Genomic DNA, 21,337 nt, shown 5'->3' with positions numbered 1-21,337 from the left:
CACGCGGACCGGGCCCTGCTGCTGTGCGTCGCGGCACAACCCCCTGCAAGCTGACGGCAGAACATCAGAAGCGCCAAGTCCCGTATGGCTCATACCAGTTGATGCTGTGGCGCTATCGCCGAATGGTATCGGCACGGACGGGTACCAACGGGCCCCGCCTTCCCGATACTCGTCCCGACCAAAGGCCGCACCCGTTAGGCCCCCGGTCCCGGGACCCCGGGCACCCCCGTGCCCCAAGGTCCCGGCTGCCCTGGCCATCCAGGCCATCGGACATCCGGAAGGGACACACCCCCATGACCAGATCCCGCACCAGCTTCCTCGCCGTTCTCGGCGCGGCCGCTCTCGGCGGCTCGCTCGCCGCCGCCCCCTCGGCCTTCGCGGCCCCCGCGACCGACACCGCCAAGCCCGCCGCCACGCACGCCACGTCGGCGTACGCGGGCTCCGCCGAGGACCAGGCCGCCAACCGCCAGTTCTTCGACGCCGTCATGAAGTCGGCGCTCAAGAAGCAGGCGGCGAAGCCGGGCATCCAGGCCGTCACCGTCCGGTACCGCACGAGCCGGGCGCCGAGTTTCCGCAGCCAGATAGCGCAGAGCACGCAGATATGGAACTCGTCCGTCGGTAACGTGAAGCTCCAGGAGACCACCTCGACCGGCGACTTCGAGTACCGCGAGGGCAACGACTCGCGCGGCTCGTACGCCTCCACCGACGGGCACGGCCACGGCTACATCTTCCTGGACTACCGGCAGAACCAGCAGTACAACTCCACGCGGGTGACGGCCCACGAGACGGGTCACGTGCTGGGTCTGCCCGACCACTACTCGGGTCCGTGCAGCGAGCTGATGTCCGGCGGCGGCCCCGGCACGTCCTGCACCAACGCCTACCCGAACACCCAGGAGCGCCAGCGGGTCAACAGCCTCTGGGCCAGGGGGATCTCCACTCTCCAGGACAAGGGTGAGCTGACGAAGGTCCGCTGATCGAGCAGGCCACCGCCGGGCGGACCGTCACCGATCGCGAACAGCCCCCGCGTTGATCCGGCCGCGTGCGGCGCGCTCCTTTCCCCGACGGGTAGTCATGCTCAAGGGGAAGAAGTCGCGCCGCCGAGGCCGGCGGAGGCTCACGAACCGTCCGCGCTGAGATTCATCAACGCGAAGAACACGTCACCGCGGACCACCTCGAAGGGCGCATCGAGCAGTTCGGCCAGCTCCGCGATGTCGCTCGGTGTCCAGCTCCAGGCGTTGATCGCGGCGGCGATGAACATGGGCTTCGACTCGTCCCTGCCCTCGATGTGACGGAGCAGTCCGTCGCGGAACTCCGCGCCCTTTCCCTGTGGGTAGAAGTTGCCGATCACCGGAAGCCCGGCCGGCCTGATCTGCAGGTCACCCGTCTCCCAGGACTGGATGATCCCGCGCAGCGGCGTGTTCTTCCGGTATGAGCCCACGACGCGCTCGTCGAAGGGGACCCAGCCGTCGTTCGCGGCGTTGCGGGGGTTGTAGGCGTAGGCCAGATCCATGCCGGTGCGGCGCAGGAACCGGCCGGAGAGTTCCGTGTACGCGTCCAGGGCCTTCTCGGGCCAGGACCCGGGGTAGGTGTAACCCGCGCCGGAGGGGCCGGAGATGAGTAGATCGTTGTCGGTGGCGGTCTTCTGGTAGTAGGCGAGGAGGGCGGGGCCCATGTCGGCGAGCAGCGGGCTGACCGTCCAGTTGACGGGGACGCTGCCGCGCTCGGGGTCGTCCCAGATGTCGCGCATACGGCGCTGGCAGTACTGCACGTTGTCGCCCTCGCCGACGGTGAGCGTGAGGTACACGCGGTTGCGCAGCTTGGCCTTGGGACGGTGTCGGACCGTGCCGGAGACCTTCGCGGGGACTCCCGCGTGGACGGTGCCGTTCATGTAGAAGTCGGCGGGGACCACCTCGATCCCGTGCTGCGACGCACGGTCCACACCGCCCCACTCACCTGCGACGTCGTTGGAGAACCAGCCGGTGTACGGGGTGGTGGGCCCAAGCCGGGCGAAGGTCTCGTCCAGCAGTTTCCCGGTCTCACCGGACGGCGGCAGCCACAGCACCATGGCTTTGCTCGCCACCACGTAGTCCCGGAAGTAGGGGAAGGGCTCGACCCGAGTGGGCGCGGTGCCGGTGGCGGTGACCAGGTACTGGTTCCACAGGTCGACCTCGATCACCAGTTGCTGTGTTCCGGCGGGCGGGGCGAAACGGTAGATGAAATAGCCGCCACCGTCGCTGAACCGGTTGGACCGGTCACCGAGGGAGGAGTTGAGACCGTCGAAGAGGTGGGGCTTCTCGGCGTCCGTGCCGGGAGCGAACGAGACGATTTCCTTGCCGTCGGCCTTCACCGAGACGGAGGCGACGGACGCGCCCCACCCGTCGTCCGCGAAAGAGTCCTGGAAACGCACGTAGACATCGTTGTCGCCGCTCATCTCCGGACTCAGGTCGAAGGTGCGCACCCGGCGGTTGGACACATCGCGGATCCGCTCCGTCTCACGCGCCACTTCTCGCCACTTCACGTCGTCCACGGCCACGGTCCGAGTGGGCGGCAGACCGGCGAGCAGGGCGTGGCTGCACTGCGGGAAGAGGTGGGCGAGTTGCCAGCGGTAGGCGGCGAGCACGTCGTCGGCGTCGAAGCGGCCGCGCAGATCCACGACGGTCTTCAGGCCGTGCGTGTGCGCCTGCTCGGCGGTGGCGGCGACGGCGTCCTTGAGACCGGCGAGTGTGGTGGCGACGTTGACCGAGTCGGGCACGTCCGGGTCGACGAGGATCGCGCCGCGCACCTGATTGCGGTAGCGGCGGACCAGGTCGAGCGCGTCGTCGTGACGGGTGACGGCCGTGCCGGTGGCGGGGAGCCACCGCAGGTCGACCTCGCTCTTGTCGAAGTTGAAGTAGAGGCGCGGCTCGCGCCGGTTGACGACGCCCTGGAGTGTGGTGAGCAGCAGTTGGTCGTGGCCGTCCAGTGTGCTGACGTCGGCGACATCGAGGCGGACGGGGCGGCCGAAGGACGGCAGGAGGCGTTTCGCGGCGCTGGGCTCAACGGCAGAGGCCTGTTGCTGCGACGTCAGGCCGAGCCCTCTGCCCACGAGGGACGCGCCGCCTGCTTGCAGGAGGATTCTTCGTGACACCATCGACGATCACTGCTCCTCAAAGCCGACCAGAACGTGTGACATCGTTGTCAATCGGTGAAGTTAAGCGGTGTGACGGGAAGTTGTCCATGGGGCGGACGGCCAATTCTGCGCCCGAGGGTCTGCCGTCCCGCTTCTGTGCCCGAGTCGCGCCGCCCTGTCGAGCAGCGGCTACAGACCCCGCGGCGGAGCCGTCGACGCACGCAAGACGGGAGCGGCCTGCAGGCGCGAGGTGACCGTGCGACGGTGGCCGTCGAGCAGTTCGTGGAGGCGGGTGACGGCGAGTGCCCCGGCTTCCCGGAGCGGCACGTCGAGCGCGGTCACCGGGGGAGTGGTGGCGCCGAGCGTACTGAGGTCGTCGGCTGCGGCCAGACTCACGTCCTCGGGTACGCGCCGTCCGGCCACGCCGAGGCCGTGCAGCAGCCCGAGTGTCAGATAGCTGTTGTAGGCGAGGACGGCCGTGGCGTCGCCGGGCAGCGCGCGTGAGGCCTCGATCCCGGCGTCGAACGTGGGCGGCAGGGGCCCGAGGACGTGGACACGGGCGCCGGCCGACGCCGCCCGTGCGGTGAGAGCGGTCCGTCGCTGTTCGTCCGCCCAGGAGTCCGCGGGGCCGGAGACGTAGGCGATGTCGCGGTGGCCCTGTGCCAGCAGGTGGTCGAGGAGTTCGGTCAGGCCCGTGGCGGTGTCGGCCACCACGGCGGGCAGCCGGCCCACCTGGCGGTCGACGAGGACCAGCGGGCGCCGGCGGAACCGCTCCCGCAGCGCGGCGTCCGTGCCGACCGGCGTCACCATGATCAGCCCGTCGGCCTGCTCGGAGAGCCGGTCGGCGAGGGCGGCCTCACGCTGCGGGTGATACTCCGAGACCGCGATCAGCAGATGGCTCTCGGTCTCCTCCGCGGCCTGCTGTGCGCCCATCACCAGCGGCGCGAAGAAGGGGTTGGAGAGCGTCGGCACGATCAGGCCGATCAGGCCCGTGCGGCCCGTGGTCAGTGCGCGGGCGGCGGCGTTGGGATGGAATCCGAGCCGGTCGGCCGCCTCCCGGACGCGAAGCCGGGTGCTCTCGGCGACCAGTTCGGGGCGCTGCAGTGCCCGCGATGCGGTGGCCTTGGACACCCCCGCCGCACGCGCCACGTCCAAGAGCGTCGCCATGCCGTCCCCCGCCTCATGTGCCCGGCAAGGATCGAAGATCCGTCCCAGGTCAGTGTTCACTTTCGCCCGATGCCGTGCCATGATACCCGCAACCGGTCTCTGCAACCGGTTTCAGAGACCGGTTGCAGAGAGCGGGCCAAGCCGGATTCCCAGCGCGCCCGCACGCTGACCGCGGCGACAGCCGTGTGCCCGTCCCTCACCCCGCCGAGGTCCCCATGCCCACCACCGCTCCGCCGCCCGGCGAGCAGACCGACGCCACGACGCCGCCGCCCGCCTCGCTCGTCGAGCGGCACTTCGGCGTCCGCGACCGCGGCAGCAGCCACCGCACGGAACTCGTGGCAGGCGCCTCGATGTTCATGGCCGCCGCCTACGCCGTCGTCGTGGTCCCCGGCCAGCTGGCTTCCGCCGGTGTGCCGCACGGCGCCGCGACGACCGCCGTCATCATCGCCATCGCCCTCGCGACGCTGGCCATGGGCCTGGTCGCCAACCTGCCGTTCGTCGTCGCCCCGGGCCTGGGCGGCGTCGCCCTGATCGCGTTCACCATCGTCGGCCAGGACCACGTCCCCTGGGACACGGCGCTCGGCATGGTCTTCTGGTCAGGCGTCGCCTTCCTGCTCCTGACCCTCTTCGGCATCCGCGACCTGGTCACCCGGCTCATGCCGATGAACCTCAAGTACGCCATCAGCGGCGGCCTCGGCCTCTACATCGCCCTCATCGGATTCCGCGACGCCGACCTCGTCGTCGGCAACGCCGACAAGGCCGCACTCGCGGTCGGCGACCTGTCCGAGCCCACCGCGCTGCTCGCCCTGGCCGGACTGCTGCTGCTCACGGCCCTGGCCGCACGCAAGGTACCGGGCGCCTTCCTCATCACCATCGCGGCCGTCACCCTCGTCGGCGTGCCGCTGGGCGTGACGGACGTCCCCGACAGCCTCTTCTCGGCGCCCGACTCACCCGGCCCGCTCCTCTTCCACATCGACATCCTCGGCGCCCTCAAGCCCGAGTACTTCCCCTACATCTTCGCGTTCTTCGTCTCCGAGTTCTTCTCCATGACCGGAACGCTCCTTGCCGTCTCCGGACGCGCGGGCCTCCTGGACAAGGACGGCAACATCCCCGGCTCCCGCCGCCCCTTCCTGGTCGACTCGGTTTCCGTGATGGGCGGTTCGGCCGTCGGCGCGCCCTCGATGACCGCCTACCTGGAGTCCTCGGCCGCCGCGGACGCGGGCGGCAAGACCGGCCTGTCATCGGTATGGGCCGCGTGCGGCTTCGCCCTGCTGCTGCTCGTCACCCCCTTCGCCACCCTGATCCCCTCCGCCGCCACCGCACCCGTGCTGATGTTCATCGGCCTGAACATGCTCGGCGCGCTGAAGAACGTCGACTTCAAGGACCCCACGAACGCCGTCCCGGCCGCCCTGACCGTCGCGACCACGCTGTTCTTCGGCAACTTCGGCACCGGCATCGCGACCGGCCTGGCGGCCCACGTCCTGGTGAAGACCGTCAGTGGCCGGATCCGCGAGGTGCCCTGGCCGCTGTGGATCGTCATGATCCCGCTGGGCTACTACTTCTACACGCTCGTCCCCTGAGCGCCCCTTCGGGCCGAGACGAGATCCATCTCCCGTGGCGGGCCCGCCCGCCCGCGCGCGACGACACCCTTCCAAGGAGCACGAGCACATGAGTGAGCAGCACGACCTCCGGATCAGCGGCGGGCGCGTGATGTCCACCTTCACCGGTGAGGAGTTCGCCGCGGACCTACTGGTACGGGGCGACCGCATCACCGCGGTGCTCCCGCCCGGCACCCCGGCCACGGCCCGCGAGGAGATCGACGCGACCGGCATGCTGATCGTCCCCGGCTTCGTGGACGCCCACATGCACATCGAGAGCGCGTTCCTGACGCCTCAGGAGTTCGCCGCCGTGACGCTGGCCCGCGGCACCACGACCGTCCTCGCCGACCCGCACGAGATCGTCAACGTCGCGGGCCGGGACGCCATGCGCTGGATGATCGACGCGGGCCGCCAGAGTGCCCAGACCCAACTGTGGGGCGTTCCCTCGTGCGTACCCGCCCTTGAGGGCCTGGAGCATGCCGGAGCGGCCCTCTCCGCCGACGACATCGCGGACATGCTGGGCTGGCCGGGTGTCGTCGCCCTGGGCGAGGTCATGGACTACCGCGCCGTCGTCGCCGGTGACCGCCGCATGCACGAGATCACCGCCGTGGCCCGCGCGCACGACGCGATCCTCGACGGCCACTGCCCGAACCTGACCGGCGCGGAACTGAGCGCCTACCTGGCCACCGGTGTGGACTCCGACCACACCAAGAACCGCACCGAGGTGGTCCTGGAGAAGGCACGCCTGGGCATGACGATGATGCTCCAGGAGAAGTGCCTCACCCCGGAGGTGGCGACAGCCCTGCTGTCCTTGCCCCAGCTCCCGCCGCTGTGCCTGGTCACGGACGACCTCGCGGCCGACCACATCGTCGAGCGAGGCCACCTGGACCACATCGCGCGGGTCGCCGTGGCCGCCGGGTTCCCGCCCCATGTGGTCCTCAAGGCCCTGACCTGGACGCCGGCCCAGCGTCTGCGGCTCCACGACCGCGGCGTCGTCTCCCCGGGCAAGCGGGCCGACCTGGTCCTGCTGCGGGGCGAACTAGCCTCGTTCGAGCCCGCACTGGTGCTTTCGGGCGGCCGCGTCGTAGGTCGCGACGGCGCACCCGTGCAGGCGTCACCCGCCGCGGAGAGCCTCGCCGTACCGCCCCTGGACAGCCGCGTGGACGTAGAACCCCAGGAGGAGGACGGCTTCCGCTGGCGCGTGGACCTGCCGGACGGCACGCACCGGTTCCGGGCGATGAGCGTCAACCCGCGCGACACCTACACCGAAGCAACCGAGGTCGAACTCCCGGTCTCGGGCGGCGAGGTGCACTGGGAGGGACGGACCACGCTGGTCCGCGTACGAAACCGCTACGGACGCCCCGGCAAGGTCTTCGCCCCGCTGGTGGGCCGGGATCTGGGTGAGGGCGCCGTGGCATCCACGTACGCCCACGACAGCCACAACCTCCTGACGATCGGCACCTCACGTGCGGCGATGGCCGCTGCCGCGGCGACAGTCGTCGCCGACGGGGGAGGGGTAGCCGTCGTCCGGGGCGCCGCGGGCGAGACTGCGGCGGCGCGCATGCCGCTGCCCGTGGGCGGCGTGCTGTCCGCCCGCCCGGCCCACGTCGTCGCCGATCAGGCGGCCGCGGTACGCACGGCTCTGGAAAGCTGGGGCTGGAACCACCTCAACCCGTTCATGAGCGTGTCGACGCTGACGCTCGCCGTCTCACCCGCCCTCAAGATCACCGACCGCTCGCTGGTGGACGTGGCACGCCGCGAACCGGTGGCAGCGACGCTCACGGACTGACCCGCGACGGCTACGGGAAGCGGCTACGGCGCCTGCTCGCCGTGGCCGCTTCCCGCCGCTGCATGCCTATGGCTGTATTACTGACGGGTCAGTACGGTGCATCCCAACCCCCCTACCCCACAGGAGAGTTGGGAGAGCTGCATGACGCCAGCCTCACGCAGACGATCGATGGCCGCGGGTACGGTGCTCGCGGTGGCGGTGCTCGGACTCCCCGGATCCGCCGTGGCACAAGGCGAGAGCGCCCCGGCCGGTGCCCCGGACGCGAACCGCTCGGCCCACTCGGCGGTGCAGACCACCGGGAAGGCCCCCGACGCCGCGACGCACGGCAAGGCCAAGCATCACGGTAAAACAGGCAAGCACCCGGGCCGGCATCCGCGAAAGCACCCGGGAAAGAAGAAGGGCCCCGGCCAGATCCTCGGCTCGAAGCCGTCCTCGTTCCAGTACACGCCGGGCGTTCCGACCCCCACCAAGGCCTGGAAGATCACCTACCGGTCGACCTCCGCCAACGGACGGCCCAACGCGGTCTCCGGCACCGTGATCGTCCCCGACGACGGCAAGACCACGCCGCGCCCGCTGATCACGTACGCCGTCGGCACGGTCGGTCTCGGCGACAAGTGTGCGCCGTCCGCCGGGTTCCCGGGCGGCACGACGGCCGAGGCCCCGCTCGTCAACGCCGCGCTGGTGCGGGGCTATGCCGTCGTCGTCACCGACTACGAGGGCCTGGGCACCCCCGGGGACCACACCTACATGGTGGCGAAGGCGCAGGGCAGCGCCGTCCTCGACGCGGCGCGTGCCGCTCAGCGGCTCCCGGAGGCGGCGAAGTACGGCGTCGCCGCGAAGGCGCCCGTCGGCATCATGGGCTACTCGCAGGGCGGCGGCGCGAGCGCGAAGGCCGCCGAAATGGCGGCGGCCTACGCTCCCGAGCTGAAGGTCAAGGGAACGGCGAGCGGCGGCGTGCCCGCCGACCTCACCAAGGTCGCCGACTCGCTGGAGGGCGGAGACAGCGCCGGATACCTGCTGATGTCCGCCGTCGGCCAGAACGCCGCCAACCCGGCCCTGGCCCTCGACAAGTACCTGAACGCCGAAGGTCGCAAGCTCGCCGCAGTCGTGCGCAGCGAGTGCGTCGGCACGGTCCTGGAGGCCGGGCGCGGCAAGGCGATCGAGGACGTCACCACGTCCAACCCGCTGGAGCGGCCGGACTGGCAGCGGGCCATCGGCAAGCAGCTGATCGGCACCCAGCGCCCGTCGGCGCCCACGTTCCTGTACCACGGGGATGCGGATGAGACGATCCCCTACGCGGTCGGGCAGAAGCTGCGCGCCGACTGGTGCGCGAAGGGCAACGCCGTGCAGTGGACGTCCTTCGCCGGGCAATCCCACGTGGGGACGGCAATCCAGGGCAACGGTCCGGCACTTGAGTGGCTCGGCCGACGCTTCGCCGGCGAACCCGCGAGCGGCAACTGCGGCATCTGAGCCGAACGGCTCCTGATCGCCTCTCCGCCACCGTCCAGGGGCGGCGGCGGAGAGGCGCCGGCGCCTGTCGGCGGGCTCCCGGCAGCGCACGGAGTGACACCACGCGTCCGACCGCACACCAGCCGTGATCGCGTCTCATGATGCAGGCGACGGTGACCACTATGCGGACGTGCGTACGGACGGTTTCCGGCCAGTGCGACGATTCGCCGGTACGTCCGCACCACCCCGGAAGGCGCTCGTGAGCTCCACCCCTCCCTTGTCCGGCAGCACGACCCCGGCGACGAGGCCCGACACGGTACTGATCCGCTCCGCGGCGGACGTATCCGATCTGGTCAACTCGGGCACGGCCCGCGGCCGGCACGCCAAAATGATCGTGATCATCGCGCTCGGCGGCATCTTCCTCGACGCCTACGACCTCAGTTCCCTCGCCTACGGGCTTCCCGACATCACCGAACAGTTCGGCCTCAGCTCCGCCATGGCCGGCACGGTCACCGCCTCGATCAGCGTGGGATCACTCGTCGGCGCCCTCGTCGGCGGCTGGCTGGTGGACCGGATCGGCCGCTACCGGGTCTTCATGGCGAACATGCTCTTCTTCGTCGTGACCGCGCTGGTGTGCTCGCTCGCGCAGGACGTGTGGACGCTGATCGCGGCGCGCTTCGTGATGGGCATCGGCGTCGGCATGGACATCCCCGTCGCGATCGCGTTCCTCGCCGAATTCTCCCGGCTGCGCGGCAAGGGCAGCAAGGGCTCACGCACGGCTGCCTGGTCGCCCGCCTGGTACAGCGCGACCAGCGGCTGCTACCTGGTGATCATGCTGCTGTACTTCGTCCTGCCCGACGCCCAGCTGGGCTGGCTGTGGCGCTTCACCGTCGGCTTCGGCGCGGTACCCGCGCTGCTGGTCCTGCTGCTGCGCCGGCGCTACATGAACGAGTCGCCGACCTGGGCCGCCGAGCAGGGCGACCTGGAAGGCGCGGCGAAGATCCTTCGCCAGTCGTACGACGTGGACGCGCGCGTCGCCGACGATGTGCCCGCGCGGACGCCCCGCCCGCCCCGGCCCGGCCTCGGCGCCTACGCACGGCTCTTCACCCCTCCGTACCGCACGCGCACGATCCAGTCGGTGTCGGTCGGCCTGGCGGAGACCTTCGGCTACAACGCGGTCGCGTTCGGCCTGCCGATCATCATCGCCACGCTGATGACCCAGGGCCCGCTGACCACGATCGCCTCCTCCTTCGCCCTGAACCTCCTCTTCGCCCTGACCGGCGGACTGCTCGGCATCCGCTGGGCATCGACGCGTGGCGCCTGGCCGATGATGACGCTGGGCTTCGCGATCCAGCTCGTCGCCATCACGGTGCTCGGCCTCATCGGGGAGCCCAGCGGAACGGCCGTGGTGACGGCCGGCATCCTGATGCTCGGCGCGTTCATGTTCGCCCAGGGTTTTGGCCCCGGCGCGCACATCATGAGCTACGCCTCGCTGGGCTTTCCCACCTCGATGCGCGGCGTCAGCATCGGCTTCAACCAGGCGGTGCTGCGCCTCGGCTCGACGCTGACCCTGTTCTTCTTCCCCATCCTCAGCAGCGGTCTGGGCACGCACGTCTACTGGGTCATCCTCGCCGCCCCGGTACTGGGTCTGATCGCACTCCTGGTCAAGCGCTGGGAGCCGGTCGGCTTCGACGCGGACGCAGAGGAACGGGCCCGCCCGCGGGCCGGGGCTTCCGACGAGCAACTCGTCTCCGCCGCACACGGCCGGGGCTGAGCCCGTTCCCGAAGGCCCGGGAAGGCCCGGGAAGGCCGGTGGAGGTCATCGCCAGAACTGCGCGAGCACACCCTCCTTGAAGGGAGCAGGGGAAACGGCGAGGTCGCCCGCGAAGGGATGGTCCAGCGTCAGGCACAGCAGCAGGCTCACGCCGATCAGTGCGGCGACCGACATGACGAACATCAGATTCGCGCGCAGGCTTCTGATGCCGTAGAGCAAGGTCAGGGGAAGCATGACGAGTGCGCCGCCGTAGACCAGGATGTTGAGGAGTGAGGGCAGGGACTGCTGGGAGTCGGAGAGCCGCGTCCGGCGTGCGCCCGCGATCTCGCCAAGGGTCGAGACGGACTGCGCGTAGTAGGTCTTCTCGGCCTCGGTCCGCGGCTCGTACTCCTGGAACACCCGGTACAGCGCGGTCACTTCGCGGTTGGTGACGTTGGGATCGGGCCGTCCGTCGCGCATCAGCGGCCACTGCTCGTCGACGACGACACGGACGTACGCCCCGACGGCGTCCGTCACCCTGCGCTCCTGCCCGGCCGGGAACGCAGGGGCATCACGCAGTACCTCGGCGGTCTGGCTGGCCTCGAGCGCGACGTTGGTCTCCGCCTCGTTGAGGCCCTCCCACTCGGCCACGACGACGAAGGCCAGGATGATGCCGTAGATCGCGGCGTACATGCCGAGCACGACGCCGATCATCTCGTTGTGCGAGCCGTTCGCGTGATGCGGAAATCTGCGCCTCAGCACCAGCGTGCCGACCACGGCAGCCAGTACGGCGCCGCCGCCGAGCAGCCCGGCCAGCGTGAGAGTGCCGAAGTTGTTGAGCAGCCAGATACCCACGGCCTCATAACGTCGACCCCCCGTCCGGGTTACTCCGCGGCCGGGGCGGGCCAGAACCACGAGCCCGGATGCCGGCGGACTACTCCTCCGGCCGGGGCGGCTTCGGTGCGCCCGCCGGTGGGGCGATCTTCGCGTACTCCCGTGTCGTGGTCGGGGCCGAGGTCTCCTGGGCCTCGAGGGTCTCCCGCTCCTCGGGAGGCAGGAGCTTGTCGCGCGCGGCTCCCGGATCCCAGCCGGTGTCGACGACCTTCTTCTGCCAGGCGATCGCGGCGACGAGGATGGCGACGCCGATCAGCAGCATGAGGACGATTCCGGCCACCGAGCCCGCCTTCGCCGCATTGCCGATGATCAAGCCCAGCCAGCCGAAGTCGGCATCCCCGAACGTCGTGTTGGCCGAGCCGAACGAGCCGAGCACCCCGAGCAGGAAGGCCGGCAGGAGGGTGATCAGGACGCCGTTGAGGAACGCGCCGACGGCGGCGCCGCGGCGGCCGCCCGTCGCGTTGCCGAAGACGCCCGCCGCGCCACCGGTGAAGAAGTGCGGGACCAGACCCGGCAGGACGAGGGCCGTGCCGAACGCGGGGTTCAAGACCCCGGCCAGCAGCCCCAGGGTCACCAGGCCGCCGGTGAAGGAGCAGATGAAGCCGACGAGGACGGCGTTCTGCGCGTACGGGAAGACGATGGGTGCGTCCAGGGCGGGGATGGCGCCGGGCACGACCTTCTGGGCGATTCCCTGGAAGGCGGGGACGAGTTCACCGAGGATCGTGCGGACGCCGAAGAGGATGACGGCGACGGCGATGCCGAACTGGAGGCCCTGGCCGAGTGAGGACATCAGGTAGTTGCCGATGCCGGTCGAGCCGGGGTCTCCCTTCCCCGCCGAGTACGCCTGGAATGCCTCCGTCTTGCCGGCCTTGGCGAGGAAGACGATGGCCATGATCATGTAGATGATGACCATGGACAGGGCCGTCGCCACCATCGAGTCGCGCAGGAAGCGCAGGCCCTCGGGGAGGTTCATCTCCTCCGTGGAGCGGCTCTTCTTGCCGATGGCCTGCCCGGTCGCGCCGGAGACGATGTAGCCGGCCGTGCCGAAGTGCCCGACGGCGACGGTGTTGTTGCCGGTGACGCGTTTGGTCCAGGGATGGGCGAAGGCCGGCATCGCGACCAGCATGATGCCGAGCAGGACGCCGCCGGCCACCACCACGACCCAGGAGGTGACTCCTGCCGTGGCGAGGACCATCGTCAGCAACGTCGCCATGAACAGCATGTGATGGCCGGTCAGGAACACGTACGAGAGCGGTGTGAAGCGCGCCAGGAGCAGGCTGACGAGGAACCCGAGGATCATCAGCCACGCCACCCGCGAGCCGTACTCGGCCTGGGCGATGCCGACAATGGCCTCGTTGGTGGGGATGACGCCGTGCGAGCCGGTCGAGCCGGTGATCATCTTGCCGAGCGGTTCGAGCGAGGCGGTGACAAGGGTGGCACCCGCGCCGATCAACAGGAAGCCGAGCGTCGCCTTGATGGCGCCGCCGACGACCTGGCCGGTGGACTTCTTCAGGGCGATGAGGCCGACGGCGGTGATGATGCCGATGAGATAGGCGGGGACGGCGAGGATTTCGTTGACGATGAATTTCGCGATGTCGACGAGGACGTTCATGGGGTTCCCGGGATTTCCTGGAGGTGCGGCGGGGAGGGGGCGTGGGGGATGCGGAAGGTTCAGACGTCGTACAGATCGCGCAGGGCGGCGTCCACCTCCTTGGTGTTGGTGAAGTCCTCGATCACCCGCACCGGCACGCCCACGTCGCCCAGGGCCCTGGCGATCTCACGGGAGGTCAGGATGGCGACGGCGTCCGAGGCCTTGCCCTTGGCGGAGATGGTGTCGGTCGCCTCGGTGTTGATGTAGCGGGACCACTTCCACCGGGCGAGCACCTTGTCGAGCGTCGACTTGAGGAACAGGCTCGTTCCGACGCCGTTGCCGCAGACGGTGAGGATCGTGTGCGTGCCGCCGGAACCGCGTGCGGCCTTGGTGGCCGTGGGCGCGGCCGGCTCAGCCGACTCGGCGGTCGCCTCGGCCCTCACGAGGATCTGCCGCACCGACTCGGGGGTCGGCGCCTGGTCGAGGGCATCCACTGTCTGCGGGTCTCCAAGCAGCCGGGCGAGGGCGCCCATTGCCTGAGTGTGCGCGGAGGCGTCCGTCGCGGCCAGGGCGACGACGAGGCGGACCGGGTCATTCGTGTCGTGGCCGAAGGGTACGGGCTCGACAAGACGCACCCAGGACATGCCGGTGTGATGCACGGCGGGCGAAGGCCGTGCGTGGGCGAACGCGAAGCCGGGAGCGACGACGATGTACGGCCCGTGCTCCTCCACCGTGCGGAGCATCTCTTGGGTGTAGGCGTCCGTACTGACGCCGTTCGCGACCAACAGGTCCCCGGCGGCACGGATGGCGCCCTGCCAGTCAGGAGCGGGGGCGTCGAGGCGGATGGCCTCGACGGGGAGCAGTTCGGTGAGCTGGGGCATGAGGCAGGAATACCTCATCGAAGCGGGAAACTGATGAAGATTCAGTCGGCCTCGTGAGGTGACGTGTCGCGGCCTTCGTCACCTTCTCCTCCGCACGGCTGCTGCCCCACTCCGTGGCGTCTCCATCCGTTCTGGGGGTCGGATCTTTTCTCCAGAGGTCTTGACAACTCGATTGGTCTGGACCAGCTTTGCGCACAGTAGCGGTGGCCACCGGCTCTCACCTTCGTCCTTCACCCCTCCCTGGAGGCATTCCGTGGACCGTGTACGTAAGGGTCGTAAGGGCAGATCCGGCGTTCGCCAGAGGATCGGTGCGGCGATCGCCGTCGGTGCTGCCGCCGCGCTCGCCGTCACCGCGCTCGCTGCGCCTGCTCAGTCGGCGCCCGCGCAGTCGGCGGACACCAAGGCGGCGGACGTCAACGTTGCCAAGAACGCCGGGTTCGAGTCGGACCTGAGCAACTGGACGTGCAACGCGGGCAGCGGTGCCGCCGTCACCTCCCCCGTGCACGGCGGCACGAAAGCGCTCAAGGCCACCCCGGCGGGCCAGAGCAACGCCGAGTGTTCCCAGATCGTCTCGGTCAAGCCCAACTCCACGTACAAGCTGAGCAGTTGGGTGCAGGGCTCCTACGCCTATCTGGGGGCCCGCGGTACGGGCACCACCGACGTGTCGACCTGGACGCCGGGCACCTCGTCCTGGCAGCAGTTGTCCACCAGCTTCACCACCGGCGCGAACACCACGTCGGTCACCGTGTACACGCACGGCTGGTACGGGCAGAGCGCGTACTACGTGGACGATGTGAGCGTCCTTGGACCCGACGGGGGCGGCGGCACCGACCCGGTGGAGATACCGGCCGTGCCGGCCGGCCTCAAGGCGGGCACGGCTACGGCCACGTCGGTGGACCTGTCCTGGACGCCGGTGTCCACGGCCACCGGATACACCGTCTACCGCGACGGCACTAAGGTCGCCTCGGTCGGCGGCGCCTCCACGACCGTCACCGGTCTCACGCCGGAGACCACCTACAGCTTCCAGGTGAGCGCCACGAACGCGGCGGGTGAGTCCGCGAAGTCGACGGCGGTGTCCGCACGGACCGGCAAGGGCGGCGGCGGAGACGGCGGCACCGTCCCCAAGCACGCGCTGACCGGCTACTGGCAGAATTTCGACAACGGCGCGACCGTCCAGAAGCTGCGGGACGTCTCCTCGCAGTACGACATCATCGCGGTCTCCTTCGCCGACGCCACCACCACACCCGGTCAGATCACCTTCAATCTGGACCCGGCCGTCGGTTACTCCTCCACCGCCGACTTCAAGGCGGACATCGCCGCGAAGCACGCCGCCGGCAAGTCCGTGATCCTCTCGATCGGCGGCGAGAAGGGCACCATCTCGGTCAACAGCGACGCCTCCGCGACGGCATTCGCGAACAGCGCCTACGCGCTGATGAAGGAGTACGGATTCGACGGCGTCGACATCGACCTGGAGAACGGACTCAACCCCACCTACATGACGAAGGCGCTGCGCCAGCTCTCCGCGAAGGCAGGTGCCAAGCTGGTCCTCACGATGGCGCCGCAGACCATCGACATGCAGTCCACTTCGGGCGGGTACTTCCAGACGGCGCTGAACGTGAAGGACATCCTCACGGTCGTCAACATGCAGTACTACAACAGCGGTTCGATGCTGGGCTGTGACGGCAAGGTCTACAGCCAGGGCAGCGTGGACTTCCTGACCGCGCTCGCCTGCATCCAACTGGAGGGCGGCCTCGATCCCTCCCAGGTCGGGATCGGTGTCCCGGCATCGACACGCGGCGCGGGCAGCGGATATGTGGCTCCGTCGGTCGTCAACAACGCCCTCGACTGCCTGACCCGCGGCACGGGCTGCGGCTCCTTCAAGCCGTCGAAGACCTACCCGGGGCTGCGCGGCGCCATGACGTGGTCCACGAACTGGGACGCGACGGCGGGCAACGCCTGGTCGAACTCGGTCGGCCCGAAGGTACACAGCCTCCCGTAGTGAACGCCCTGACGGGACGGGCAAACGGGCCCCGCCCCTCCCGCCGGGCGATATCCGGTGGATCTCACTCACCGTCACACGAGACTCCGGAGCGGCCCGGCCTCCTCATGGGAGGCCGGGCCGCAGAAGGGTGTTACTGACGCCAGCATGTCACCCGGGCCGCGGCCCGCGGTGCAGGCCCGGTCGGAAATCGACGGCGGTGGCGCGGCGCGGGGACATTATGGCTCCCCTCCACAAGATGTCCCCGCGCCACTTCGACCTCCCCTGTGGAGCGAGCGGGAGTCGCTCCACGGACGGTGGGGAGGGCGGATTGCCGGGGCCCTTGTGTCCGCTGCAGGATCCGAGGGCTCCGGCCGTCTTCGGCCGTCCTGTCCTATGAGCGGCCCAGGGTCTGGGAGCCGAGAAGCGCAGCGTCCATGCGAGGTGTCGGCACGGGCGCCAGCCGTTGCTTCAGACGGTAGGCAGTCCAAGCGCTCATGGCCACAGTGCGCGTCCTGGGGCCGCAGCACGGCCAGCGCACCGATGCACGCCCAGGCACGGAAAGCGGTCCCATCCACCCGTCGCGGCTCGACAGCCACAGGAGCAGGGTTTACGGGCGGAGCCGAAGCCCGCCGTCCGTCGGCCGGAAGGGGTGAGGCGGCTCAGCTCACATAGGACCGTCCGATGTCGATGTCGATGCCGATGCCGATGCCGCAGAGGTGCTGTCAGCCGGAGGGCGCGCTGTTCAGCGGATCGGGGGAGGAGCCCACTCTGGAGAGTGACGCAGCTGGCTCTACAGAAACGGTTCAGCAAGGGTGAGGTGCTTCGCTGCGCCCCCTCACCCGAAGGAATCACGACGTGCCGAGATCAAGCCCGTTTCTTTCTCTGCTGGTTGCCTCGCTGTTGGCCCTGGGATGCATTGCTGCCGGACCCGCTGTTGCGGGAGACGCTGTCGGCCGTGCGCCGACGGCTTGTCCTCGAGTTGCGGTGGACGCGGATGCCAACACCGGATGGGTGCAGACCGCGCGCGTGCACCTGCGCATCCGGGAGTACCCCACTACCCGTAGCCGCGTACTGGGCTACCTGGCGCCGTGCACGGTCATCGCCGTCGACCGAAGCCAAGCCGGCCAGAGAATCGGCAACACCCGTACCTGGTACCGGTTGGAGGGACAACGGGGGTGGATCAGCGGCGCCTATACGCGCACCCTGCGCCCCGCACTTACCGGCTGAGATGGGTGGGTGCATGCGGGTATGCCACCTGATGCCTGATCAAATCCAGGCGCTCCGCCCTTCGATGGCGCCCAGAGGTGACAGGCTGTTCGACAGCCGTCCGGTCCGCTGTAGCGTCTGAAGACCATTGTCAGCGGTGAAGAGCGGAGCGGGCCCATGCACAGCGCAGGCGATCGGATTGACACCTCGACTGCACATTCGGCGCGGGTGTACGACTACATCCTCGGAGGCAAGGACCACTACCCTGTCGACGCAGAGGCGGGCGACGCCATGTGCCGGCACTGGCCGGCGTTGCCCGTGCACATGCTGGAGAACCGGCGGTTCATGCACCGTGCCGGGCGGTTTCTCGCCCAGAAGCAAGGCGTCCGCCAGTTCCTCGACATCGGCACCGGTCTGCCCACAGCCCCGAACCTGCACGAGGTCGTGCAGGAGGTGGCACCGGAGTCCCGTCTGGTCTACGTCGACAACGACCCCATCGTCCTGGCCCACGCCCGCGCTCTCCTGCAAGGTTCCCCCGAGGGGGCCACCGCCTACATCGACGCCGACATGCACGACCCGGACGCCATCCTGGACAGTCCCGGATTCCGTGCGCTGATCGACGTGAATGAGCCGGTCGGACTGATGATCATTGGGATACTGCACTTCATCTTGCCGCCGGACGACCGCCGCCTGGTGCAGCGACTGCTCGAACCGCTGCCATCGGGCAGCTTCCTGGCGATGACCATCGGCACCGCGGACTTCGCGCCCGAGGAGGTCGGCAGGGTGGCCGAGGAGTACGCCCGGCAGGGAATGCCCATGGCGTTGCGCGACCTGCCGACCGCCAACTCCCTCTTCGACGGGATGGATCTGGTCGACCCCGGTGTCACTCAAGTTCACAAGTGGCGGCCGGGTGCCGAGCAGGACGGCATCGATGACCGGGCCATCGCCATGTACGGGGCGGTGGCCCGTAAGCGCTGACAAAGCTGATAAATAGGGGTGCCTTGTCGAGCCTGGGTATGGGGACCGGCGGACTTGATGCTCATGGTCACAGGGATCGATCGCCCGCGTAGTGTGCGGAGGGATACGGCGTGCGAGACATCCCGGAGGGTGACATGGTCGGTGTTGGGGACGTGGAGAGCGCGGCGGCGCGGATCGCCGGGCATGTGGTGCGCACTCCCACGCTGCCCAGCCCGGGGCTGACCGCGTTGCTCGGGGTACCGGTCACGGTCAAGCTTGAGCTGCTGCAGCGCACGGGTTCGTTCAAGGCGCGGGGAGCCGTCGCCAAGCTGCTGGCGATGACCGGTGAGCAACGCGCGGCCGGCGTGGTCGCGGTGTCCGGTGGCAATCATGGTGTCGCTGTGGCGGAGATGTCGGCCGCGCTGGGTGTGCGCGCCACCGTGGTGATGCCGCGCACCGCACCGGCACGCTCGGTGGAGGCGGCCCGGGGCGCCGGAGCCGACGTTCGGCTGACCGCCACCATGGCCGAGGCCTTCGCGATGATGGACCGGCTGGAGGCGGACGGACTCACGCTGCTGCACCCGTTCGCCGACCCGGTGGTCATCGCGGGGCAGGGCACAGTGGGACTCGAACTCGCCGCCGACGCTGGTGAATTGACGGACGTACTGGTCTCCATCGGTGGCGGTGGTCTGATCGCCGGTGTGGCGGCGGCGCTGCGGGCACGCCGGCCGGGCGTGCGCGTGTGGGGCGTGGAGACGACCGGCGCCGACGCGATGTCCAGGGCGCTGGCCTGCGGTGGGCCGGTCCAGGTGGACGTGGACTCACGCATCAGCACGCTGAGTGCGCCCATGGTGTCCCCGCTGACGTACACCATGGTGCGTGACCTGGTCGACGAGGTGCTGGTCGTGCCGGAGGCGGAGGCCTATGCGGGCGTGCTCGAGCTGGCCGAGCACGCCAGGGTATGGGCGGAGCCGGCGGCGGGCTGCCTCCTCCCGGCCGCCCGTCGCGTCCTGGCCAAGACCGGCGAGGCGACCCGGCTCGGCCTGGTGATCTGCGGTGGCAACGCATCGGTGGAGGACGTGACCGCGTACGCGGGGGCGGCCTCCTGAGCCGGGCCGGATTTGTTCGTACGCGGGTCCGCCCGCGCGCCGCGGTGCCGTACACGTGCTGGGCAGCCACGCAGCCTTGTTCGAAGAACCGCTGAGGGGCGAGGAACTGGCCCACTTCGCTGCCGCGGGAGGTCGGCCCCCCGTCGATGTCACCAGCCGCAGCCTCCGGCCGCAGACCTGAGGCATTGGCTTGAGCCCGGGGTGATCGCGATGGCCCCGCAACCGCCCTGCCCCGCCGGCTGCATCAGCCCCGGAATGTAATCCCGTGGGCTGGTGCGATCCCGCGTGGTTGCTCGGTGGGGGCTGCGGGTCAGGAGGTTGTTGACGGCAGGGCGGCCGCGAAGTGGTCGTCGGCTCGGGCCGATCGCAGCGCGATTCTCGTGACCTTCCGATGGGCTGTGCTGATCTCGATCGTGGCGAGGGGATGGCCTCCCGGGGCGATGAGGTACACCGACTTGTTGTTGACAGTAAGTCTGCAAGCCGACTGAATGCGATCGCGGAAGTGCACGGTCTCGGTGGCAATGTCGACAGCACCGACGACGGCGGCGCGGGCCCCACGAGGCAGGAGCGCTGCGTCGGCGTCGCGGACGCTGTCGGGCGCGAGCAGCTGAATCATTCTGCGCGTATCCCCGGTTTGGGCTGCTGTCATGAAGGCCTCGACGATCTGCTGGTCTGATCGGCTGTTCTGCTCCGAGGCAGGCTGTGCGCTGTCGAGGCGTTGTCGGGCCCTGCTGGCGTGTTTCTTGGCACTGGGCACTGTCCCGCCCAGCACGTGCGCAATCTGGTCGAACGGCATAGAGAACAGGTCATGCAGGACGTACGCGACCCGTTGGGACGGGGTCAACTGGTTCAACAAGACCATCAGCGCTCGGGAGACGTCCTCTTTGCGGAGGATTGCTTCGTCCGCGGCCAGTTCCGCGGCCGGGATGGCGTCCGCGAGCAGCGGCGCTTCATTGCGACGGCGTCGGGCACGCAGCTCGTCCAAGCAGACCCTGGCGGTGACAGTGGTGAGCCAGGCTGACGGGTTCTCAATCGATGGCGAGGATCGGGCGGTCATGACCCGCAACCATGCCGTTTGGACGGCGTCTTGGGCGTCATGAGCCGAGCCGAGCATGCGGTGGGCAGCCGACAGCAGATGCGGTCGCTCGCTCTGGAATTCCTCGACCGTGATCGGCATGGGTGTCACCTTTCCGGGCTTGCGGACGTCAGGACAGTCGGTTCAACCCATTCCTGTTCGCATCCCGAGGAGATGACAACGCCATGAGCCTACAGATAGGGCGCTTCCGCACCGACAACGGCACAGCTGCCGAGGTTCGGGCGCAACTTGCGAGGGTGTTCACCGCCCTCCACGCGGCAGAGAACCCGCTGGTGGGACTGGCGCAAGCCGCTCAGCTGCGAGAGCTGATCAGGCGCACCGCAGAAGCGCCGGTTCTACCAGAACCGTTCACCGTCGTCGGGTCGTACACGTCGTGAGCTCCGTACTGCTCATCGGCACTGTTGGGTGCGTCGTCGCCAACGCGTTCATCGCGATCGCGGACTACGCGCGGGCACCGTTCGTGCTGGCGAACTCCGCAGAGGTTCGACTCCCGCCAACTGCGGTGCCGTACCTGGCGACCCTCAAACTCGCGGGCGCTGTCGGCCTTCTCATGGGGCTTCTCGGGGTCCACTGGCTGGGCCTGGCGGCAGGAATCGGCTTGACCGCGTTCTTCATCGGCGCGGTCCTGGCTCACGTCCGCGCACGCGTCTTCTACAACATCGCCTTCCCGGGGGGCTACTTGCTGCTCGCAGTCGCCAGCACCAGCTTCTTCGTGGGCAAACTATGACCCACGCCGACGCACCTCTCTCCTCGGCCC

At 69.3% G+C, this 21,337-nt stretch carries 16 protein-coding genes; 10 read left to right on the top strand and 6 right to left on the bottom strand.

Going from position 1 to position 21,337, the window contains the following annotated elements:
* Positions 1–293: 293 nt before the first annotated feature.
* Positions 294–974, top strand: a complete 681-nt coding sequence (snpA, locus tag ACFUPX_RS23660) for a snapalysin (protein ID WP_383325925.1) — start codon at positions 294–296, stop codon at positions 972–974.
* A 140-nt stretch (positions 975–1,114) separates the two neighbouring features.
* Here snpA and ACFUPX_RS23655 read toward each other — a convergent pair whose 3' ends face one another.
* Positions 1,115–3,130 carry a GxGYxYP domain-containing protein gene (locus ACFUPX_RS23655; RefSeq protein ID WP_383325922.1) on the bottom strand — a complete coding sequence of 672 codons (2,016 nt, stop codon included), beginning with the start codon at positions 3,128–3,130 and terminating at the stop codon, positions 1,115–1,117.
* Positions 3,131–3,298: 168 nt separating this feature from the next.
* Positions 3,299–4,276, bottom strand: a complete 978-nt coding sequence (locus ACFUPX_RS23650) for a LacI family DNA-binding transcriptional regulator (protein WP_383325920.1) — start codon at positions 4,274–4,276, stop codon at positions 3,299–3,301.
* A 215-nt stretch (positions 4,277–4,491) separates the two neighbouring features.
* Here ACFUPX_RS23650 and ACFUPX_RS23645 point away from each other — a divergent pair, with 215 nt between their 5' ends.
* From ACFUPX_RS23645 to ACFUPX_RS23630, 4 genes are all read left to right on the top strand, one after another.
* The gene (locus tag ACFUPX_RS23645; RefSeq protein WP_383325917.1) at positions 4,492–5,856 is read left to right on the top strand and encodes an NCS2 family permease; all 1,365 of its coding nucleotides are present in this window, start codon (positions 4,492–4,494) and stop codon (positions 5,854–5,856) included.
* Positions 5,857–5,944: 88 nt separating this feature from the next.
* The gene (locus ACFUPX_RS23640; protein WP_383325914.1) at positions 5,945–7,663 is read left to right on the top strand and encodes an adenine deaminase C-terminal domain-containing protein; all 1,719 of its coding nucleotides are present in this window, start codon (positions 5,945–5,947) and stop codon (positions 7,661–7,663) included.
* A 141-nt stretch (positions 7,664–7,804) separates the two neighbouring features.
* Positions 7,805–9,133, top strand: coding sequence for a lipase family protein (locus ACFUPX_RS23635; RefSeq protein WP_383325911.1), 1,329 nt, complete (start codon positions 7,805–7,807; stop codon positions 9,131–9,133).
* Positions 9,134–9,371: 238 nt separating this feature from the next.
* Positions 9,372–10,886 (top strand): MFS transporter, encoded by a 1,515-nt coding sequence (locus ACFUPX_RS23630; protein ID WP_383325906.1) that lies wholly within the window; start codon positions 9,372–9,374, stop codon positions 10,884–10,886.
* 45 nt (positions 10,887–10,931) lie between these two features.
* Here the strand turns inward: ACFUPX_RS23630 and ACFUPX_RS23625 are convergent, their stop codons facing one another.
* The 3 genes from ACFUPX_RS23625 to ACFUPX_RS23615 form a co-directional block, all read right to left on the bottom strand.
* Positions 10,932–11,720 carry a DUF4239 domain-containing protein gene (locus ACFUPX_RS23625; protein ID WP_383325903.1) on the bottom strand — a complete coding sequence of 263 codons (789 nt, stop codon included), beginning with the start codon at positions 11,718–11,720 and terminating at the stop codon, positions 10,932–10,934.
* Positions 11,721–11,799: 79 nt separating this feature from the next.
* Positions 11,800–13,371, bottom strand: coding sequence for a PTS ascorbate transporter subunit IIC (locus ACFUPX_RS23620; RefSeq protein ID WP_383325900.1), 1,572 nt, complete (start codon positions 13,369–13,371; stop codon positions 11,800–11,802).
* A gap of 59 nt (positions 13,372–13,430) precedes the next feature.
* Complete coding sequence (locus ACFUPX_RS23615; protein ID WP_383325897.1) at positions 13,431–14,231, bottom strand: PTS sugar transporter subunit IIA; 801 nt, start codon at positions 14,229–14,231, stop codon at positions 13,431–13,433.
* A 253-nt stretch (positions 14,232–14,484) separates the two neighbouring features.
* Between ACFUPX_RS23615 and ACFUPX_RS23610 the strand changes: the two genes are divergently transcribed.
* The 4 genes from ACFUPX_RS23610 to ACFUPX_RS23595 all read left to right on the top strand — a co-directional run bounded on the left by ACFUPX_RS23610 (position 14,485) and on the right by ACFUPX_RS23595 (position 19,484).
* Complete coding sequence (locus ACFUPX_RS23610) at positions 14,485–16,230, top strand: chitinase (protein ID WP_383325894.1); 1,746 nt, start codon at positions 14,485–14,487, stop codon at positions 16,228–16,230.
* Between the two features lie 837 nt (positions 16,231–17,067).
* Complete coding sequence (locus ACFUPX_RS23605) at positions 17,068–17,439, top strand: SH3 domain-containing protein (RefSeq protein WP_383325891.1); 372 nt, start codon at positions 17,068–17,070, stop codon at positions 17,437–17,439.
* A gap of 156 nt (positions 17,440–17,595) precedes the next feature.
* Positions 17,596–18,396, top strand: a complete 801-nt coding sequence (locus ACFUPX_RS23600; RefSeq protein ID WP_383325888.1) for an SAM-dependent methyltransferase — start codon at positions 17,596–17,598, stop codon at positions 18,394–18,396.
* A 134-nt stretch (positions 18,397–18,530) separates the two neighbouring features.
* The gene (locus tag ACFUPX_RS23595) at positions 18,531–19,484 is read left to right on the top strand and encodes a threonine/serine dehydratase (protein ID WP_383325885.1); all 954 of its coding nucleotides are present in this window, start codon (positions 18,531–18,533) and stop codon (positions 19,482–19,484) included.
* 310 nt (positions 19,485–19,794) lie between these two features.
* Here the strand turns inward: ACFUPX_RS23595 and ACFUPX_RS23590 are convergent, their stop codons facing one another.
* Positions 19,795–20,661, bottom strand: a complete 867-nt coding sequence (locus ACFUPX_RS23590; RefSeq protein ID WP_383325882.1) for a sigma-70 family RNA polymerase sigma factor — start codon at positions 20,659–20,661, stop codon at positions 19,795–19,797.
* Between the two features lie 292 nt (positions 20,662–20,953).
* On the opposite strand from ACFUPX_RS23590, the gene ACFUPX_RS23585 reads away from it, so the two are divergent.
* On the top strand, positions 20,954–21,307 hold the full coding sequence (locus ACFUPX_RS23585; RefSeq protein WP_383325879.1) for a DoxX family protein: 354 nt from the start codon (positions 20,954–20,956) through the stop codon (positions 21,305–21,307).
* The last annotated feature ends 30 nt before the right edge of the window (positions 21,308–21,337 follow it).

Source organism: Streptomyces sp. NPDC057302, assembly GCF_042667685.1.
Taxonomy (GTDB): Bacteria; Actinomycetota; Actinomycetes; order Streptomycetales; family Streptomycetaceae; genus Streptomyces.
The sequence above is the reverse complement of the archived record's forward strand: the minus strand, read 5'-3'. Positions and strand labels throughout refer to the sequence as shown.